This is a genomic window from Phytobacter sp., assembly GCF_059074235.1.
On sequence record NZ_JCACPZ010000004.1, the window covers coordinates 2,019,459 to 2,037,731 of the forward strand.

The following is an 18,273-nucleotide window of genomic DNA, read 5'->3' on the forward strand; positions in this document are numbered from 1 at the left end:
AACTAAAGCAGGCTATTTACCGAATGGGAAACGCAGCGGGGAGTTTTAAGAAAATTGGATAAAATTGAGATATAAAAATATTATATTTTATTTAAAATCATTAATTATCAGGAAATTACAATTATTACGGTAGTCCAAGAGTATACGTAACATCTGAAAATAACACTGGGTGATTAGCCGGTTATTCTTATTTTTCAGAATAACCTCAGGACGTGAAATTAATCAGGATCGGGGACAACAAGATTTATCCGATAAAAAATGCCGACATTAAGTCGGCATTTTTATTTGCTTATTCAGAACATCACTTTGGATGAACGAAATTAGCGCCAGGCTTTATACAGATTGATCAGGCCATTGGTTGAGCTGTCATGGGTGCTGATTTCTTTGTCATCGCCCAGCTCTGGCAGAATACGGTTCGCCAGCTGTTTACCCAATTCCACGCCCCATTGGTCGAAGGTGAAAATGTTCAGGATGGCGCCCTGGGTAAAGATTTTGTGCTCATACAGCGCAATTAACGCACCCAGACTGAACGGCGTGATTTCACGCAGCAGGATAGAGTTGGTCGGACGGTTGCCTTCAAAGACTTTGAACGGCACAACGTGTTCCAGGCTCTTCGGATCTTTACCCTGGTCAGCATATTCCTGCTCAACCACGTCGCGTGCTTTACCAAACGCCAGCGCTTCAGTCTGCGCGAAGAAGTTGGACAGCAGTTTCGGATGGTGGTCAGACAGCGGGTTATGCGTGATGGCTGGTGCGATGAAGTCACAAGGAACCATTTTGGTGCCCTGGTGAATCAACTGGTAGAACGCGTGCTGACCGTTGGTACCCGGCTCGCCCCAGATAATTGGGCCAGTCTGGTAATCCACGGCGTTACCGTTACGGTCAACGTATTTACCGTTGGATTCCATGTTGCCCTGCTGGAAGTAAGCAGCAAAGCGGTGCATGTACTGGTCGTACGGCAGAATGGCTTCGGTTTCTGCACCGAAGAAGTTGTTGTACCAGATACCGATCAGCGCCAGCAGCACCGGCAGGTTTTGCTCAGGTGCAGTGGTGGAGAAGTGTTTGTCCATCGCGTGCGCGCCGGAGAGCAACTCAACAAAGTTGTCGAAGCCCACGGACAGGATGATAGACAGACCAATCGCTGACCACAGAGAGTAACGACCGCCCACCCAGTCCCAGAACTCAAACATGTTGGCGGTGTCGATACCGAACTCGCCCACGGCTTTACCGTTGGTAGAGAGCGCGGCGAAGTGTTTAGCGACGTGCTTGTTGTCGCCTGCGGTAGCCAGGAACCAGTCACGCGCGCTGTGGGCGTTGGTCATGGTCTCCTGGGTAGTGAAGGTCTTGGACGCGACCAGGAACAGAGTCGTTTCCGGGTTCACGTTTTTCAGCACTTCAGCAATGTGGGTACCATCGACGTTAGAAACGAAGTGCATGTTGAGGTGGTTTTTGTACGGGCGCAGCGCTTCGGTCACCATGAACGGGCCGAGATCAGAACCGCCGATACCAATGTTCACCACGTCGGTAATTGCTTTACCGGTGTAACCTTTCCAGCTACCCGAAATGATCGCTTCGGAGAAGGCTTTCATCTTCTCCAGCACAGCGTTCACTTCAGGCATCACATCTTTGCCATCAACCACAATCGGCGTGTTGCTACGGTTACGCAGCGCCACGTGCAGCACCGCACGGTCTTCAGTACGGTTAATTTTCTCGCCGGAGAACATAGACTTAATGGCACCTGCCAGTTCAGTCTCTTTTGCCAGATCCTGCAGCAGCGCCAGGGTCTCTTCAGTGATGCGGTTTTTGGAGAAATCCACCAGCATCAAATCATCAAATTTTGCGGAAAACTTAGCAAAACGGTCGCCATCTTTCGCGAAAAGATCCGCGAGAGTCACGTCCTTCATGTCAGCGTAGTGTTTCTGTAATGCCTGCCAGGCAGAAGTCTGCGTTGGGTTGATATTTTTCATAGCAATACTCTTCTGATTTGAGAATTTTGACTGCGGTCGATTGTAGCGCCTGCGAACGAAAATTGTGATGGTTTTTGTTTTACCGACCTGGAAGCGGGCAAAAACAGGCAAATTGTTACGATAAATTAGACCAATATAAGTCCTTTTTCTAATCGATTCGTCTGCATGAAAAATCCGCATAATCACAACATTGACAGCAATGCCGCTAGCCTTTATTTATTAATGCGCTACCTGCGTGCGCGCAGGCCAGAAGAGGAGCGTTGTCCAGGTAAGATACCAGAGAAGCCGATTCGAAGACGGTATCTGAGGGGGAACAACGCCGAGGTGGTGAACTGCACGGCAGCATTCATCATCGGCTACAGGGGCTGAATCCCTTGAGTTGTCACCAGAAACGTTCGCAGTCGGGCGTTTCACAAGTGGTGGAGCACTTCTGGGTGTAATCGTAGTTTGCTGCGCCTACCCCTTTCGCTCTTCCCTTGTGCCATGGCTGAAATCATCGATCCCCTGACACGAGGTTGTTATGTCTGAATTAGTTGTCGCCAAATTTGGCGGTACCAGTGTGGCGAGTTTTGATGCCATGAACCACAGCGCCGACGTGGTGCTCGCCGACCCGAGCGTGCGTCTGGTTGTCCTTTCCGCCTCTGCGGGCGTAACCAACCTGCTGGTTGCCCTGGCTGAAGGCCTGGAGTCCGCCGAGCGTTTCGTCAAACTCGATGCTATCCGCAAAATCCAGTTCGACATTCTGGAACGTCTGGCTAATCCGAACGTTATCCGTGAAGAGATCGAGCGCCTGCTGGAAAACATCACCACTCTGGCAGAAGCCGCGTCGCTGGCGACCTCAACCGCCCTGACCGACGAGCTGGTCAGCCACGGCGAACTAATGTCCACCCTGCTGTTCGTTGAAATCCTGCGTGAACGTGACGTTCAGTCCCAGTGGTTTGATGTGCGTAAAGTCATGCGCACCAGCGATCGCTTTGGCCGTGCCGAGCCGGACGTTGCCGCGCTGTCTGAACTCGCCACCCAACAACTTGCTCCGCGTCTCGCCGACAGCCTGGTGGTGACTCAGGGCTTTATCGGTAGCGAAGCCAAAGGCCGCACCACCACTTTGGGCCGTGGCGGCAGCGACTATACCGCAGCCCTGCTCGGTGAAGCACTACACGCTGCCCGTGTGGATATCTGGACAGACGTTCCGGGTATCTACACCACCGACCCGCGCGTGGTTCCGGCAGCTAAACGCATCGATGAAATCGCCTTCGAAGAAGCGGCTGAGATGGCAACGTTTGGCGCGAAAGTGCTGCATCCGGCAACGTTGCTGCCTGCCGTGCGTAGTGACATTCCGGTATTTGTGGGTTCCAGTAAAGACCCTAAAGCGGGCGGTACGCTGGTGTGCAATAAAACCAGCAACCCACCGCTGTTCCGCGCACTGGCCCTGCGCCGTAAACAGACCCTGCTGACCCTGCACAGCCTGAACATGCTGCACTCTCGCGGCTTCCTGGCGGAAGTGTTTGGCATTCTGGCGCGTCACAGTATCTCGGTTGACCTCATCACCACCTCCGAAGTGAGCGTGGCGCTGACGCTGGATACCACCGGCTCCACCTCGACGGGCGATACCCTGCTGACGCAGGCGCTGTTGACCGAGCTCTCTTCACTTTGCCGCGTGGAAGTGGAAGAGAACCTCGCCCTGGTGGCAATCATTGGTAACGACCTGTCAAAAGCCTGCGGCGTGGGCAAAGAGGTGTTTGGCGTGCTGGACCCGTTCAACATCCGCATGATTTGCTACGGCGCATCCAGCCACAACCTGTGCTTCCTGGTGCCGGGCACTGAAGCCGAGCAGGTTGTGCAGAAGCTGCACCATAATTTGTTCGAATAACAGAATTTGTTCGAATAAAAAGAGAGGCCGGGGGGGATATCACCCTCCGGCCTCCTTTATCCCATCACGGTTTGATACAACAACCGATCCAGTTCTTTGACATTCCCCTCACGGCTATCCGGCAATACTGGTGCTATCGTGCCCCGTTCTATCTCTGCACGAATAAACGCATGCAAGCAAGGCAGACGCAGGCCGTGTTCAGCCTCCCCTGCACGTTGTTTACGCGCCAGCAATTCGTCTATCTCCAGTCGCAGTTCCACATCCAGTTCGCTTCCTGCCAGCAGTTCAGCAAAGCGCATCGGTGGTACGCCTTTTCCTGCTTCCACCCAACACACGGCCAGCAGCGGGCGCAGCACATAGAAATACTTCTTCAGCCGCACTTCATCGCCCTGCAAATAGTGTTGAAAGTTTTTGCGGGCCATTGAGTAGTAATGCCAGCGCGCTCTCACGGGGGAAAACCATTTCGGCATCTGTTCCCTCAACGCCGTTATCACCGCCTCATCCTGTTGGTAGACGATCGGCGAATCCAGCCACTCAATCAGGGTCGGGTTGGCGCTTTTCAGCAGGCCCAATGCTTTGCGCCACTCCCAACCGCTCACGTCCAGTTCATCGTCGATGGGCAACTCAACAACGTCTCGTGGCGTCTCTACTTGCAAATACCACTCCGGTGGATGCACGTACAAAAACCGCACATCATAGTCGCTATCCGGTGAGGCAAAGCCCCACCCCCGACTGCCGGACTCGCAGGCATAAAGCACCCGAACGCCATAGTCCTGCTCGACTTTTTTTAATTGCTGCCGCACACGCTCGCGCATAGCAGCATCCACACCGTTATCCGTCATTTTCTTTATCCTTTAACACACACCACCTGACGTAAGGTGTGAACGATTTCGACCAGCGATGCCTGTGCCGCCATGACCGCGTCGATGTCTTTATAAGCCATCGGGATTTCGTCGATCACATCGCTGTCTTTACGGCACTCAACATGGGCGGTCGCACGAATCTGGTCATCCACGGTGAAGCGCTTTTTCGCCGCCGTACGGCTCATGGTGCGCCCTGCGCCGTGGCTACAGGAGCAAAAACTCTCTTCGTTCCCCAACCCACGCACAATAAAACTTTTCGCCCCCATCGAACCGGGAATGATCCCCATCTGGCCCTTTTGTGCTGAGACAGCGCCTTTACGCGTCACCAGTACCTCTTCACCAAAATGGCTCTCTTTCTGCACATAGTTATGGTGGCAATTCACCGCTTCCTGCTGCGTGATAAACGGCTTCGTCACAATACCCGACAGCGCCGCCAGCACGCGCGACATCATTACTTCCCGGTTATGACGGGCAAAGTCCTGCGCCCACGACACCGCTTCCATATAGTCATCATAGTGTTTGCTCCCCTCTTTGAAATAGGCCAGGTTTCTATCCGGCAGGTTCGCAATGTGCTGCTGCATATCCTGCTGCGCCAGTGAGATAAACAGCGTCCCGATGGCGTTACCCACGCCCCGCGATCCGCTATGCAACATCACCCATACGCGCTGCTGCTCATCCAGGCAAATTTCAATAAAGTGGTTACCCGTCCCGAGCGTACCCAGATGCTGATAGTTATTGGTTTTCAGCAACTGCGGATAGCCATCCGTCAACCGTTTAAACCGCGCTGCCAGCAGAGACCAGTGGTTATCCACCTCCTGCGGCGGCGTTCCCCACGCACCTTTATCACGACCAGAACGGGTGCTGGTACGTCCGTGCGGGACCGCTTGCTCAATCGCGCTGCGCAGCCCGCTCAGGTTATCGGGCAGATCGCTGGCCACCAACGAAGTACGCACGGCGATCATCCCACAGCCAATATCCACACCCACCGCCGCCGGAATGATGGCCCCTTTCGTTGGGATCACACTGCCGATGGTAGAGCCTTTACCGAGATGCACGTCGGGCATCACCGCCAGGTGTTGGAAAATGAACGGCATCTTCGCGGTGTTTTGTAACTGTTCGCGCGCCTCAGGCTCGACCGGGACCCCGTGAGTCCACATTTTTATTGGCGCACTGTTGTGCGCCGTCAGCAGTTGAAATTCATGTTGCTGCATGGGTTATCCTTTAATACTCACCAGTCCATTGAGGACGTTATCCAGGCCACCGAATACCGAGATTTTATCGATACGTTCAGCCACTCTTTCCAGCGTTTCCAGCTCTTTCAGGCGCAACGCTACCGGGTTGTTTTCCATCACCTTCGCCGTGTTCAACAGTGAACGGGTCGCCGCCGTCTCTTCACGTCGACGGATCACGTTCGCCTGCGCCGATTTTTCTGCTTCGATCAGTTTCGCCAGAATCGTTTTCATGTCGCCTGGCAGGACGATGTCCCGCACGCCCAGTGACGCGACATCCATACCAAAGGGAGCCATGCGGGTTTTCACCTGCGCACTCACCACCTCATCAATGACCTGCTTATCTTCCAGCAGTTCGTCCAGTGTACGGGTGCCCACCGCTTCACGCAGAGCAAACTGCAGCTCGCGATACAGGTGATCCAGCGGTTTAGTTAACTGGCTGTAGGCCTGCAATACGTCGCTATACTGCCAGTTCGCACCCAGATTAATGCGCAGATTGACTTTGTCTTTGGTCAGGATTTCCTGGCCTGCCACTTCCATCAATTGCAAACGCGTGTCGACCACATCCGCCTCAACCAGGTGGTTCACTTTCCAGTAAGCACTCAGCCCCGGTGGCAACAGCGGCTGCGTTTCACCATCAATTTTCAACACGCCAACATGCCATGCCGCCACGTTGACCGTCAGTATGGCATCCCGGCCTTTCACTGCGGCTCCGCTGCGCGGCTGCAAGACGGCATTCATGATGCTCTCTGGTACACGTACATCCCGTGTATCCATAGTCACAACGCTCAAGCTACCGTCCTGCCAGAACAGACGACGGGACGCGGGGGGAATGATTTCCGCCAGGATGCCGTTACGGTAGAGCGCAGATACATCATGCTCGCCGGTATCGACGGCCAGGCAGTACGCGTCAACCCATTCAGGCCGGAAGCGGCGTAAATAGTTCGCCAGCTCTGTCGCCACATCGCTGCCGTTAAGTTCAACGAACGTGACTTCTTGCTTGCCAAACCAGGAGAGACGATGCTCGCCTGCTTCAATAATGTTTGTGTAATCGCCCGCTTTTACCAGCAGGCCCAATTGTCCTTTACGGATAGTGATTTTCTTATTCATTTGATCATCCTTAAATTTTCACGTACCAGCGCGAATGCAGGGTCGGAGCCGGAGGGAAACAAGCCATCACGGCCAGCCTGTTTTGCCTGCGACCCGGAACCATTATCGGCGCCGGTTCATTGCCATCGTTAACAACCCGACAGCGTTTACGAAACGAACACAACCAGTGTTCACCGGGTAGGTGAGTTGGGAATCGAACCCTCATGGAGTCTCTCAACTGACAGAACGCCCCGCGGATAACGTCTTACCGTTCCGGGTGCGCTGGCGGGGCATAATCCCCTGCGTGCTCAGCGTTGTGACGGATCAGGTATTGCCAGAAGTGTGCCAGGAACTAAAATATGAAAATAAAAATTTTAAATAATTGATATATAAACATTTAATTTTCACACTCACTTAATGACTTGCTGATTGATCGGATAATTTTTTATATTTATTTATCGCTATTTATCTTTAAGGATAAAAATGAAAAAGCGCAGAGTCGTGATCGGGGTACTGGGAACCGTGCTGGATAAGCGTGGAAAACGGGCAAATCGCTTTCGTAAATGGCGGCCTTCCGTTGGGCTATGCCAACAGCCGGATTTTCCGGTCGACAGGCTGGAGCTGCTCCACCAGCCACGCGATGCAGGAATGGCTCAACAACTGGCGGAAGACGTAACCCTGCTCTCACCGCACACATCAGTGCGCCCCCATGCGGTGAGCATTCAGGATCCGTGGGATTTTGAAGAGGTCTACGCGGCCTTCCTGGACTTTGCCAGCCACTACCCGTTTGATACTGAAAACGAAGAGTACCTGGTGCACATCACCACCGGGACGCACGTGGCGCAGATTTGCTGGTTCCTGCTGACGGAGGCCCGCTATCTGCCCGCCAGTCTGTTGCAAACCAGCCCGGCACCAAAAGGCGCGTCTGAAGAGGATATTGCTGCCGGCGTCTGCTCGGTTATCGATCTCGATTTAAGCCGCTACGCAACGCTGACAAGCCGTTTTCAACGCGAACAGCAGCAGTCGGTCTCTCTGCTGAAAGCCGGTATTGATACGCGAAATGCGACATTCAATAAGCTCATTGAACAAATTGAGCGGGTAGCTTTGCGCTCCACGGCACCCATTTTGCTTACAGGGCCAACCGGAGCGGGCAAGTCCTTCCTGGCAAAACGTATTTTCCAGCTTCGCCAGGCACGTCATCGCGTGGCGGGTAAACTTGTCGCCGTTAACTGCGCCACCTTGCGCGGTGATAACGCCATGTCGACGTTATTTGGCCATGTGAAAGGGGCATTTACCGGCGCGTTGACGCCGCGAGCAGGGCTTCTGCGCGAAGCGGACGGCGGGGTGTTATTTCTGGACGAGATTGCCGAACTGGGGTTGGATGAGCAGGCGATGCTGCTGAAGGCTATTGAAGAGAAAACCTTTTTCCCCTTCGGCTCTGACAAAGAGGTCAACAGTGATTTCCAGCTTATTGCCGGTACCCATCGCGATATGCGCCAGTGGGTGGCGGAAGGCAAATTTCGCGAAGATCTCTATGCGCGTATCAATATGTGGACCTTTGCCCTACCAGGACTTGCCGAGCGGCGAGAGGATATTGCGCCCAATATAGAATTTGAACTCCAGCGTTTTGCTACGCAGGAACAGACACACATCCGTTTCGACAAAGAGGCCCGCGAACGTTATCTGGCATTTGCCTGCTCAGGCCAGGCACAGTGGCGGGGAAACTTCCGCGAACTGAGTTCCTCGATTGCCCGCATGGCAACGCTGGCAGAGCAAGGACGTATCACTCTGCCGATTGCCGAAGAAGAAATTGCTCGTTTGCAGCACGGCTGGCAGTCGCCCGCTACAATTCCTGCCGTCAGTGAGGAGATCGATCTCTTTGACCAGCGCCAACTGGAAACCGTGCTGGAAGTTTGCCGCCGCAGCCGTTCACTTTCCGATGCCGGGCGCGAGCTGTTTGCCGTTTCCCGGCTAAAAAAAGCCAACCCGAATGATGCTGACCGTCTTCGCAAATACCTGGCACGATTTGGATTAGACTGGGAACATGTCCGCTCCGCGACATGAATCCTCTTCACCATAATTTGTTTGAATAAATTTTCCTCACGCGATAAACAATACCTATGGCCGGGCTCGAACCCGGCCTTTTTATAAAAAAACACAACACAACGCGTTACAAGGAAAAACTATGCTCGCCGTTCTCACCCGGCTGTTCCCGTTATGGGCACTGCTGCTCTCTGTGGTTGCTTACTATACGCCAACAACCTTCACTCCTATCGGCCCCTGGGTCACCACGCTGCTCATGTTGATTATGTTTGGCATGGGCGTGCACCTGAAAATTGAAGACTTCAAGCGCGTGCTGTCACGCCCGGCCCCGGTGGCTGCTGGCACCTTCCTTCACTACCTCGTGATGCCGCTGGCCGCCTGGCTACTGGCGATGATCTTCAAAATGCCACCGGATCTCTCTGCCGGGATGGTGCTGGTCGGTAGCGTGGCAAGCGGCACGGCTTCCAACGTGATGATCTTTCTGGCGAAGGGCGATGTGGCGCTATCCGTCACCATCTCATCGGTCTCCACGCTGGTTGGCGTGGTCGCCACGCCGCTGCTGACTCGTCTCTATGTGGATGCACATATTCAGGTGGATGTGATGGGCATGCTGCTCAGTATTCTGCAAATTGTGGTCATTCCGATTGGCCTCGGTTTGATTGTCCATCATCTGTTCCCACGTGTGGTTAAAGCTGTGGAACCTTACCTGCCTGCCTTCTCGATGGTCTGCATTCTGGCGATCATCAGCGCCGTGGTAGCCGGTTCAGCGTCGCACATTGCGTCAGTGGGTCTGGTGGTGATTGTTGCGGTGATTTTGCATAACAGTATCGGCTTGCTGTGTGGTTACTGGGGTGGACGCCTGTTTGGTTTTGACGAATCCACCTGTCGTACGCTGGCTATTGAAGTCGGCATGCAGAACTCTGGGCTGGCGGCAGCACTTGGTAAAATTTACTTCTCACCACTGGCAGCCCTGCCGGGTGCGCTGTTCTCGGTGTGGCACAATCTGTCCGGTTCTCTGCTGGCAGGTTACTGGTCCGGTAAGCCTATCAAGGAAAAACCGCAGGATGCGGTGAAGAAAGGGTAATCAGTACAATGCCGGGTATACCCGGCTTTTATCATAGTTAGCGATGCCGCATTGCCGTACACTGAATTATCTTTCCTATGAGGGCACTCCAATGGCACTCCCCCGCATTACCCAAAAAGAGATGACCGAGCGTGAACAGCGTGAGTTGAAAACGCTACTGGATCGCGCACGCATTGCGCACGGGCGTGTGTTGACCAACGCTGAAACCAATAGCGTGAAGAAAGAGTACATCGACAAACTGATGGTTGAACGGGAAGCAGAAGCAAAAAAAGCCCGCCAGACAAAGAAAAAGCAGGCTTATAAACCGGATGAAGCGACCACCTTTTCGTGGTCGGCCAGCACCTCAACGCGCGGCAGGCGTTAACGTCCTTTCTTCTTGCGTCCCGGCTGGGTAAAGCGTTTACCGTTCGAGGCCGGGCGTGATTTCTCTTCCGATTTTTCAATCTTCACCACCGGACGCTTGATATCCGCGGTTTTCGGCTTAGGTTTAGGTTTAGCTTTTGCCTTCGGCTTCGCTTCTGAAGATGAGTTTTCAATCAGCTTGAACAGCTCAATCAGTTCATCATCGGTCAGGTCGCGCCATTCACCGAGCGGCAGACCCGACAAGCCGACGTTCATGATGCGCGTTCGCTCAAGCCTGGTAACTTCAAATCCAAAATGCTCGCACATGCGGCGAATCTGTCGGTTAAGCCCCTGAATCAGGGTAATTCGAAAGACAAACGGCGCCTCTTTTTTGACTTTGCACTTCTTCGTTACCGTTCCCAGAATCGGCACACCTGCGCCCATCCCACGAATAAATTCATCCGTAACGGGTTTATCCACCGTGACCAGATACTCTTTTTCGTGATCGTTACCGGCACGCAAAATCTTGTTCACCAGGTCGCCGTGGTTGGTGAGGAAGATCAGCCCCTGGGAATCTTTATCGAGACGGCCAATTGGGAAAACGCGTTTGCTGTGGTTAACAAAATCAACGATGTTATCGCGCTCGCTGTCCTCGGTGGTACTGACGATCCCGACCGGTTTGTTCAGGGCGATAAACACCAAATCCTCTGCTTCACGCGGCTCAATCAACCGACCGTTGACCTTCACGACGTCACCAGGGGACACCTGATCGCCAATGGTGGCACGCTTTCCATTGATGAACACGTTGCCCTGTTCAATGAAGCGATCGGCCTCGCGACGCGAGCAGATTCCGCTTTCGCTAATGTATTTATTTAATCGGATTGATGAGTCTGGCAGCATAAATTCTCCTGTAATCGGGGAAATATATCTCACCTCGCCGCAGATAAAAAATCCTCCGCGCAAACACCCGCGAATTAAATGTGATCCGTCGCGTTTTTCTACACAAAAGTGATGCCTGAAAGGCCGTGCAACTTTGTGTGTTGAACAAATGCAGAATCAACGGGTTAGAAGCACGAGCACAAAGGTGCTTAGCGATGAACGGCGCATAATCATTTGTGCAACACAATCGGGCGTCTGACCTGCCTGAAATAACAGAAAATCCCTTTGAAACTCCCACGGTATGGGGTTATATCGGATCAAGAGACGCCAACCACGATTTGCACAAATGTGCAGAGAAAAAAAATGACGATGGAAAACAGTGACGATATCCGGTTGATTGTAAAAATTGCCCAGCTCTATTACGAGCAGGACATGACCCAGGCGCAGATTGCACGCGAGTTGGGTATCTATCGCACCACCATCAGCCGCCTGTTGAAACGCGGACGCGAGCACGGGATTGTGACCATCGCTATCAATTATGACTACAACGAGAATCTGTGGCTGGAGCAGCAGCTCAAACAGAAGTTCGCGTTAAAAGAGGTGGTCGTTGCCTCCAGCGAAGCCGAGCAGGAAGAAGACCAGTTGAACGCCATGGGCCAACAAGGGGCGCAGTTGCTGGAACGCCTTCTGGCACCGGGAGATATTATCGGCCTGTCGTGGGGGCGTGCGGTGCGATCGCTGGTCGAAAATCTGCCGCAGTCCAGCCAGTCCCGGCAGTTAATCTGCGTACCGATCATTGGCGGCCCGTCCGGCAAACTGGAAAGCCGCTACCACGTGAACACGTTGACCTACAGCGCAGCGGCGCGCTTAAAGGGGGAGTCACATCTGGCGGATTTCCCGGCCCTGCTCGATAACGAACTGATCCGTAATGGCATTATGCAGTCGCATCATTTTAAAACTATCGCCGCCTACTGGAGCAATCTCGATGTCGCACTGGTGGGGATTGGCTCACCAGCAATCCGTGACGGCGCCAACTGGCATGCGTTCTACGGCAGCGAAGAGAGCGATGACCTGCATGCACGCCATGTTGCGGGGGATATCTGTTCACGTTTTTACGACATCAACGGGGCGACCGTTGAAACCAATATGAGCGAGAAAACGCTCTCGATTGAAATGCAGCGCCTGAAGCAGGCGCGTTACTCTATCGGTATTGCGATGGGGGAGGAAAAGTACAGCGGAATCCTCGGTGCATTACACGGGAAATATATTAACTGTCTGGTGACCAACCGCGAAACCGCTGAATTATTGTTGAAGTAAATTTCTCATCGGGTGAATAACGCAATCATTATTGCGCGGGGAACCCTTTGCCCTAAATCAGGAGTCTGGTATGCAAACGTGGTTAAATCTGCAGGATAAAGTCATTATTGTCACCGGAGGCGCATCCGGTATTGGTCTGGCAATTGTTGACGAATTATTAGCGCAAGGTGCCAATGTACAAATGGCCGATATTCATGGAGGAGAAGGCCAGCATGAGGGAAATAACCATTACCATTTCTGGCCGACGGATATTTCCAGTGCGGGTGACGTCAGCCATACCGTCGACGAAATTATTCAGCAATTCGGTCGAATTGACGGTCTGGTAAATAACGCCGGTGTCAATTTTCCTCGTTTACTGGTCGATGAAAAAGCCCCAGCGGGAAAATATGAATTAAACGAAGCGGCCTTTGAAAAAATGGTCAACATTAACCAGAAAGGCGTCTTTTTAATGTCCCAGGCCGTGGCGCGGCAGATGGTTAAACAGCGCGACGGCGTCATTGTGAATGTCTCTTCCGAAAGTGGTCTTGAAGGTTCCGAGGGCCAGAGCTGCTATGCCGCCACCAAGGCCGCACTCAATAGTTTTACCCGCTCCTGGTCGAAAGAATTGGGTAAACATGGCATCCGTGTGGTGGGTATCGCCCCTGGCATTCTGGAAAAAACCGGCCTGCGCACGCCCGAATATGAAGAAGCGCTGGCCTGGACTCGCAATATCACCGTTGAGCAGCTACGAGACGGCTATACAAAGAACGCCATTCCCATTGGACGCTCAGGAAGACTGACAGAAGTGGCTGATTTTGTTTCGTATTTACTTTCAGAGCGCGCCAGCTACATCACCGGAGTAACCACTAACATTGCGGGCGGTAAAACGCGTGGTTAAGGAGGCGTTATGGTGAATGCAATCTTCTGCGCACACGGGCAATTGGCCTGCGCCATGCTGGAATCCGTACAGATGGTCTATGGCGAAACCAACGTTACCGCCGTGGCTTTCGTACCCGGAGAGAACGCAGGTGATATTGCTGAAAAACTCGATAAGTTAGTGAGCGCACACATACAAGATGAATGGATCATTGCCGTTGATTTACAGTGTGGAAGCCCATGGAATGCCGCCGCAACGCTTGCGATGCGCAACCCCAGGCTGCGTGTCATCAGTGGTCTCTCTCTGCCACTGGCGCTGGAACTGGTCGACAACCAGGCCACGATGAACATTGATGAACTCTGTACACACCTGACCACCATCGCCCGCCAGACCTGCGTGGTCTGGCAACAACTGGAAACCGCCGAGGAGGATTTCTGATGAACATTACGCTGGCACGCATTGATGACCGCCTGATTCACGGCCAGGTGACAACCGTCTGGTCTAAGGTGGCCAACGCGCAACGCATTATTATTTGTAATGACGAGGTCTATAACGACGAAGTACGTCGGACTTTATTACGCCAGGCGGCACCGCCGGGCATGAAAGTCAATGTGGTGAATATCGAGAAGGCCGTCGCCGTTTACCTGAACCCGCAATATAAAGATGAGACGGTATTTTATCTTTTCACTAATCCACAGGACGCCTTAAAGATGGTTTCCCAGGGCGTGAAGATTGCCACGTTAAATATTGGCGGCATGGCCTGGCGACCAGGCAAAAAACAATTAACCAAAGCCGTTTCTTTGGATGATGACGATATTCAGGCATTTCGTGATCTGGATAAAATGGGCGTGAAATTAGATTTACGGGTGGTCGCCTCAGACCCTTCGATTAATATTCTCGACAAAATAAAAGAAATCGCCGTAACAGAATAAAAAAATATCGCCTGTATGTTTTATGCCGTAACAGGCAGGGATGTCTATATCTCAAAGGTGACATATTATGGAAATCAGTACTCTACAAATCATAGCTATATTTCTTTTTTCCTGTATTGCCGGCATGGGCAGTGTTCTGGATGAGTTCCAGACTCACCGACCATTAATCGCCTGTACCGTCATTGGTTTGATTCTTGGCGATCTCAAAACCGGCATCATGCTCGGCGGCACGCTGGAGTTGATTGCGCTTGGCTGGATGAACGTTGGTGCCGCGCAATCCCCGGATTCCGCGCTTGCCAGCATCATCTCCGCCATTCTGGTGATTGTCGGCCAGCAGAGCATTGCCACGGGAATCGCTATCGCCCTGCCCGTCGCGGCAGCAGGCCAGGTGCTCACCGTCTTTGCCCGCACTATCACCGTGGTCTTCCAGCATGCTGCAGACAAAGCCGCAGAAGAGGCGCGTTTTCGCACCATCGACCTGTTGCACGTTTCCGCCCTGGGTGTTCAGGCTCTGCGCGTGGCGATTCCAGCCCTGGTGGTGTCGCTGTTCGTCAGTGCCGACATGGTCAGCAATATGTTGAATGCCATTCCGGAATTCGTCACCCGTGGGTTGCAGATTGCCGGGGGTTTTATCGTCGTCGTCGGCTACGCCATGGTGCTGCGCATGATGGGTGTGAAGTACCTGATGCCCTTCTTCTTCCTCGGCTTCCTGGCCGGTGGATATCTCGACTTCAGCCTGCTCGCCTTTGGTGGTGTCGGGGTGATTATTGCCCTCGTTTACATCCAGCTCAATCCACAGTGGCGTAAACCCGAACCCCAAGCGGCAGCCTCTTCAGCCACAGCCCTTGACCAGCTTGACGACTAACGGAGCCCATCATGGAACAGAAAAAACTGACCAAATCCGACCTGTTCAGCATGTTTGTTCGCTCGAACCTGCAACAAGCGTCGTTCAACTTCGAACGTATTCATGGCCTGGGATTTTGCTACGACATGATCCCCGCCATCAAGCGGCTCTACCCGCTCAAAGAGGACCAGGTTGCTGCACTGAAACGTCACCTGGTGTTCTTTAACACCACGCCCGCCGTCTGCGGCCCGGTACTGGGCGTGACGGCAGCCATGGAAGAGGCGCGGGCCAATGGCGCAGACATTGATGATGGGGCCATTAACGGCATCAAAGTTGGCCTGATGGGCCCGCTGGCTGGCGTGGGCGATCCGCTGGTTTGGGGCACGCTGCGCCCGATAACCGCCGCACTCGGTGCCTCGCTGGCGCTGTCCGGCAATGTGCTTGGCCCTTTGTTGTTCTTCTTTATTTTCAATGCGGTACGTCTGGCCATGAAGTGGTACGGCCTGCAACTGGGTTTTCGTAAGGGGGTCAATATCGTCAGCGATATGGGCGGCAATCTGCTGCAAAAACTCACTGAAGGGGCCTCGATTCTCGGCCTGTTTGTGATGGGTGTGTTGGTCACCAAATGGACCAGCATCCATGTACCACTGGTGGTGTCACAAACCCCGGGTGCAGACGGCACCACGGTCACCATGACCGTGCAGAACATCCTTGATCAGCTCTGCCCCGGCCTGCTGGCACTGGGCCTGACCCTGCTGATGGTGCGTCTGCTCAACAAGAAAGTGAACCCGGTCTGGCTGATTTTCGCCCTCTTTGGTCTGGGGATCGTTGGCAACGCATTGGGCTTCCTGTCCTGATTTTTCGCCCCGGTGACTGCCGGGGCCATCGCTCACTAAAAGGTGGTTTATGAAAACAACAGCACTACGCCTGTATGGCAAACGCGATCTGCGTCTGGAAACCTTCGAACTTCCACAAATGCAGGACGATGAAATTCTGGCAACGGTGGTCACCGACAGCCTGTGCCTCTCCTCCTGGAAAGAGGCCAATCTGGGCGAGGACCACAAAAAAGTGCCGGATGATGTGGCAACCCATCCGATCATCATCGGCCATGAATTTTGCGGCGATATCCTGGCCGTCGGCAAAAAATGGCAGCACAAGTTCCAGCCTGGTCAGCGTTATGTGATTCAGGCCAACCTGCAATTGCCGGATCGCCCGGATTGCCCCGGGTATTCGTTCCCTTGGGTCGGTGGCGAAGCCACGCACGTGGTTATTCCTGATGAGGTGATGGAACAGGACTGTCTGCTGGCATACGAGGGCGAGACCTATTTCGAAGGCTCGCTCGTGGAGCCGCTCTCCTGTGTAATTGGCGCGTTCAATGCCAACTATCACTTGCAGGAAGGCACTTACAACCACAACATGGGTATTCGCCCACAGGGACGTACGCTGATTCTGGGCGGCACCGGGCCTATGGGGCTGCTGGCGATTGACTACGCGCTGCACGGCCCGGTTAACCCGTCTTTACTGGTGGTCACCGACACCAATAACGACAAACTCAGCTACGCCCGAAAACACTATCCTTCTGAACCCCAGACTCTGATTCATTATCTGCACGCACAGGCGGCCTCGTTTGACACACTGATGTCACTCAGCGGCGGTCATGGTTTCGACGATATTTTTGTCTTCGTTCCCAATGAAGCCCTGGTCACCCTGGCCTCGTCACTGCTCGCCCCGGACGGCTGCATGAATTTCTTTGCCGGTCCGCAAGACAAACAGTTCAGTGCCCCGGTGAATTTCTACGATGTGCATTACGCCTTTACTCACTATGTTGGTACTTCCGGCGGTAACACCGACGATATGCGTGCAGCGGTGAAGCTCATTGAAGAGAAGAAAGTGCAGGCGGCAAAAGTAGTCACCCATATTCTCGGCCTCAATGCTGCGGGTGAAACCACCCTCGAACTCCCGTCCGTTGGTGGGGGTAAAAAGCTGGTTTATACCGGGAGATACCTGCCGCTGACCTCACTGAAACAGATTGTTGACCCTGAACTTGCTGCCATCGTTGAGCGCCATCAGGGCATCTGGTCCGGGGAAGCCGAACAGTATCTGCTGGCCCACGCGGAGGAGATTAACCATGATTAACCGCGACACGCTGCTCTGCATTTCTCTTGCGGGACGCCCGGGGAACTTTGGTACCCGTTTTCACAACTATCTGTATGAAAAACTGGGACTCAACTTTATCTACAAAGCCTTCACCACCCAGGATATCGAGGCGGCAGTGAAAGGGGTACGTGCGCTGGGTATTCGTGGCTGTGCGGTCTCAATGCCGTTCAAAGAGAGCTGCATGTCCTTTCTGAATACCATCGATCCTTCAGCAAAAGTGATTGATTCGGTGAATACCATCGTCAATGACGATGGGCACCTGACGGGCTTCAACACCGATTACATTGCAGTCAAGAGCCTGATAGCCAGCCACCAGCTTGATACAAGCGCTCGGGTGATGATTCGGGGCAGCGGCGGGATGGGCAAAGCGGTGATCGCCGCCTTTCGTGACGCCGCTTTTCGCGACGTAATCATCGCTGCCCGCAATCATGAAAGTGGCACGGCGCTGGCCCGCCAGTATGGTTTTCAGTGGCAGCCTCAGCCAGAGGGGATCCGCACTGATATTCTGGTCAATGTGACGCCCGTCGGTATGGCTGGTGGCAAAGAGAGCGAAGCACTTTCCTTCAGTGAAACGATGGTCGCACACGCCAGCGTCGTCTTTGACGTTGTCGCCCTGCCCGCAGAAACTCCGGTGATTCGTCTGGCGCAGCGGTTAGGGAAAAAGACCATCAGTGGCGCGGAAGTCATTGCCCTGCAGGCCGTCGAGCAATTTGCGATGTACACCGGCGTTCGCCCGGATGCCGGACTTATTGCTGAAGCATCGGCTTTTGCCAGAGCGGGGTGATGGAATCAATATAGAGC

The 18,273-nt window shown here is 53.5% G+C and carries 17 protein-coding genes and 1 riboswitch; of the genes, 12 read left to right on the forward strand and 5 right to left on the reverse strand.

The genetic code is table 11. From position 1 onward, the window contains the following. Positions 1–320: 320 nt before the first annotated feature. Positions 321–1,967, reverse strand: a complete 1,647-nt coding sequence (pgi, locus tag AC5JPW_RS13600; RefSeq protein WP_494241028.1) for a glucose-6-phosphate isomerase — start codon at positions 1,965–1,967, stop codon at positions 321–323. Positions 1,968–2,209: 242 nt separating this feature from the next. After that, positions 2,210–2,405, forward strand: a riboswitch (Lysine riboswitch). An 82-nt stretch (positions 2,406–2,487) separates the two neighbouring features. On the opposite strand from pgi, the gene lysC reads away from it, so the two are divergent. After that, positions 2,488–3,837 carry a lysine-sensitive aspartokinase 3 gene (gene lysC, locus AC5JPW_RS13605; RefSeq protein WP_494241029.1) on the forward strand — a complete coding sequence of 450 codons (1,350 nt, stop codon included), beginning with the start codon at positions 2,488–2,490 and terminating at the stop codon, positions 3,835–3,837. Between the two features lie 56 nt (positions 3,838–3,893). Here the strand turns inward: lysC and AC5JPW_RS13610 are convergent, their stop codons facing one another. The 3 genes from AC5JPW_RS13610 to AC5JPW_RS13620 are packed head-to-tail and all read right to left on the reverse strand — an operon-like array spanning position 3,894 to position 7,039. Further along, positions 3,894–4,679: a nucleotidyltransferase domain-containing protein gene (locus AC5JPW_RS13610; protein WP_494241031.1), complete on the reverse strand. Its 786-nt coding sequence runs from the start codon at positions 4,677–4,679 to the stop codon at positions 3,894–3,896. A 5-nt stretch (positions 4,680–4,684) separates the two neighbouring features. Beyond that, positions 4,685–5,911: an RtcB family protein gene (locus AC5JPW_RS13615; protein WP_494241033.1), complete on the reverse strand. Its 1,227-nt coding sequence runs from the start codon at positions 5,909–5,911 to the stop codon at positions 4,685–4,687. A 3-nt stretch (positions 5,912–5,914) separates the two neighbouring features. Beyond that, complete coding sequence (locus AC5JPW_RS13620; RefSeq protein ID WP_494241035.1) at positions 5,915–7,039, reverse strand: slipin family protein; 1,125 nt, start codon at positions 7,037–7,039, stop codon at positions 5,915–5,917. A 462-nt stretch (positions 7,040–7,501) separates the two neighbouring features. Here AC5JPW_RS13620 and rtcR point away from each other — a divergent pair, with 462 nt between their 5' ends. The 3 genes from rtcR to AC5JPW_RS13635 all read left to right on the forward strand — a co-directional run bounded on the left by rtcR (position 7,502) and on the right by AC5JPW_RS13635 (position 10,509). Further along, positions 7,502–9,082 carry an RNA repair transcriptional activator RtcR gene (rtcR, locus tag AC5JPW_RS13625; RefSeq protein ID WP_494241036.1) on the forward strand — a complete coding sequence of 527 codons (1,581 nt, stop codon included), beginning with the start codon at positions 7,502–7,504 and terminating at the stop codon, positions 9,080–9,082. A gap of 121 nt (positions 9,083–9,203) precedes the next feature. Next, entirely contained in the window at positions 9,204–10,145 is a 942-nt protein-coding gene (gene panS / locus AC5JPW_RS13630) for a ketopantoate/pantoate/pantothenate transporter PanS (protein WP_494241038.1), read from the forward strand. A 91-nt stretch (positions 10,146–10,236) separates the two neighbouring features. Beyond that, positions 10,237–10,509, forward strand: coding sequence for a YjbD family protein (locus AC5JPW_RS13635; protein ID WP_494241040.1), 273 nt, complete (start codon positions 10,237–10,239; stop codon positions 10,507–10,509). Here the strand turns inward: AC5JPW_RS13635 and rluF are convergent. Beyond that, positions 10,506–11,387 (reverse strand): 23S rRNA pseudouridine(2604) synthase RluF, encoded by an 882-nt coding sequence (gene rluF / locus AC5JPW_RS13640; RefSeq protein ID WP_494241042.1) that lies wholly within the window; start codon positions 11,385–11,387, stop codon positions 10,506–10,508. The two genes, AC5JPW_RS13635 and rluF, sit on opposite strands and share 4 nt — an antisense overlap. 348 nt (positions 11,388–11,735) lie before the next feature. Here rluF and AC5JPW_RS13645 point away from each other — a divergent pair, with 348 nt between their 5' ends. The 8 genes from AC5JPW_RS13645 to AC5JPW_RS13680 all read left to right on the forward strand — a co-directional run bounded on the left by AC5JPW_RS13645 (position 11,736) and on the right by AC5JPW_RS13680 (position 18,256). Further along, on the forward strand, positions 11,736–12,683 hold the full coding sequence (locus tag AC5JPW_RS13645; RefSeq protein WP_494241224.1) for a sugar-binding transcriptional regulator: 948 nt from the start codon (positions 11,736–11,738) through the stop codon (positions 12,681–12,683). 70 nt (positions 12,684–12,753) lie between these two features. Then, positions 12,754–13,560 carry an SDR family oxidoreductase gene (locus tag AC5JPW_RS13650; protein WP_494241043.1) on the forward strand — a complete coding sequence of 269 codons (807 nt, stop codon included), beginning with the start codon at positions 12,754–12,756 and terminating at the stop codon, positions 13,558–13,560. 9 nt (positions 13,561–13,569) lie between these two features. Continuing rightward, on the forward strand, positions 13,570–13,977 hold the full coding sequence (locus AC5JPW_RS13655; RefSeq protein WP_494241045.1) for a mannose/fructose/sorbose PTS transporter subunit IIA: 408 nt from the start codon (positions 13,570–13,572) through the stop codon (positions 13,975–13,977). After that, on the forward strand, positions 13,977–14,471 hold the full coding sequence (locus AC5JPW_RS13660; protein ID WP_494241046.1) for a PTS sugar transporter subunit IIB: 495 nt from the start codon (positions 13,977–13,979) through the stop codon (positions 14,469–14,471). Before AC5JPW_RS13655 ends, AC5JPW_RS13660 begins: the two co-directional genes overlap by 1 nt. A gap of 67 nt (positions 14,472–14,538) precedes the next feature. Then, positions 14,539–15,336, forward strand: coding sequence for a PTS mannose/fructose/sorbose transporter subunit IIC (locus AC5JPW_RS13665; protein ID WP_494241048.1), 798 nt, complete (start codon positions 14,539–14,541; stop codon positions 15,334–15,336). 11 nt (positions 15,337–15,347) lie between these two features. Beyond that, the gene (locus AC5JPW_RS13670; protein ID WP_458044873.1) at positions 15,348–16,172 is read left to right on the forward strand and encodes a PTS system mannose/fructose/sorbose family transporter subunit IID; all 825 of its coding nucleotides are present in this window, start codon (positions 15,348–15,350) and stop codon (positions 16,170–16,172) included. A 49-nt stretch (positions 16,173–16,221) separates the two neighbouring features. Further along, entirely contained in the window at positions 16,222–17,451 is a 1,230-nt protein-coding gene (gene sorE, locus AC5JPW_RS13675) for an L-sorbose 1-phosphate reductase (RefSeq protein ID WP_494241050.1), read from the forward strand. Next, positions 17,444–18,256 carry a shikimate 5-dehydrogenase gene (locus AC5JPW_RS13680; RefSeq protein WP_494241051.1) on the forward strand — a complete coding sequence of 271 codons (813 nt, stop codon included), beginning with the start codon at positions 17,444–17,446 and terminating at the stop codon, positions 18,254–18,256. The genes sorE and AC5JPW_RS13680 overlap by 8 nt, the downstream gene beginning before the upstream one ends. The last annotated feature ends 17 nt before the right edge of the window (positions 18,257–18,273 follow it).